At 40.5% G+C, this 1,132-nt stretch carries 1 protein-coding gene; it reads left to right on the top strand.

Annotated features, from left to right (window positions below):
• Positions 1 to 7: 7 nt before the first annotated feature.
• The gene (tnpB, locus tag DOT_RS23710) at positions 8 to 1,120 is read left to right on the top strand and encodes an IS200/IS605 family element RNA-guided endonuclease TnpB (protein ID WP_348982168.1); all 1,113 of its coding nucleotides are present in this window, start codon (positions 8 to 10) and stop codon (positions 1,118 to 1,120) included.
• Positions 1,121 to 1,132: the final 12 nt, after the last annotated feature.

Consider the following 1,132-nt stretch of genomic DNA (forward strand, 5'->3'; position numbering starts at 1 on the left):
AAAGGTTCTGAGAGGAGGTAATGCCTTGCATAAAGCCTTTAAATTTCGGCTATATCCAACCAAAGAACAGATTGTACTTATTAACAAAACAATAGGTTGTACTCGCTACGTCTACAATCACTTCCTCAATGCCCGTATTAAAGTTTTTGAGGCCGAACAGAAAACCTTGAGCTTTAATTCTTGCTGTCTTAAGCTCACACAATTAAAAAAACAAATTGAATGGCTTCAGGAAGTCGATTCCATGGCCCTCCAGCAAACTCTTAAAGACTTGGATAAAGCCTATCAAAAGTTCTTCAAAGAGAAAAAGGGGTTTCCAAACTTCAAAAGTAAAAAGAATCCTAAACAAAGCTACCGAACCAACGCCAATAAATCCAGTATTGAGGTAAGTGATCGCAAGATCAAGCTCCCCAAACTGGGGTGGGTGCGTTTTGCGAAGAGTAGAGAAGTTAACGGGAAGATCCTTTCAGCAACGATTCGAAGAAGTCCTAGTGGAAGCTACTTCATCGCAATTCTTTGCGAAGTAGAAATTCAACCGTTGCCAAGAGTCGATCAAGCGGTAGGGATTGACTTAGGACTTAAGGAGTTTGCCATCACTTCCGATGGAGAACATTTTAAGAATCCGAAACACTATTATAAATACGAACGTAAGCTGAAACGGCTGCAACGCAAGTTATCTAAAAAACGAAAAGGAAGTCACAACCGGGATAAGGCAGGAATTAAAGTGGCTAAGGCCCATGAAAAAATTCGCAATGGTCGACAGGACTTTTTGCATAAGCTATCAACTAAATTGATTTGTGAAAATCAAACGATCTGTTTAGAGGATTTGCAGGTAAAGAACATGATTCAAAATCATAATCTGGCAAAGTCGTTAGCCGACGTTTCATGGTCTGAATTCCGATCAATGCTGGAATATAAAGCAAAGTGGTATGGAAGGGAATTATCAATCATCAGCAAAACATTCCCATCCAGTCAGCTTTGCTCTCGTTGTGGTTATCGCAATAAGGATGTGAAAAACTTGAACCTGCGAGAATGGATATGCCCAGTATGTGGCTTGCACCATGATCGCGACGAAAACGCCGCCCAAAATATACTTAGAGAAGGATTAAGGCTGGCAGGATAAATTTCTTTGCCG

Source organism: Desulfosporosinus sp. OT, assembly GCF_000224515.1.
Lineage (GTDB): Bacteria > Bacillota > Desulfitobacteriia > Desulfitobacteriales > Desulfitobacteriaceae > Desulfosporosinus.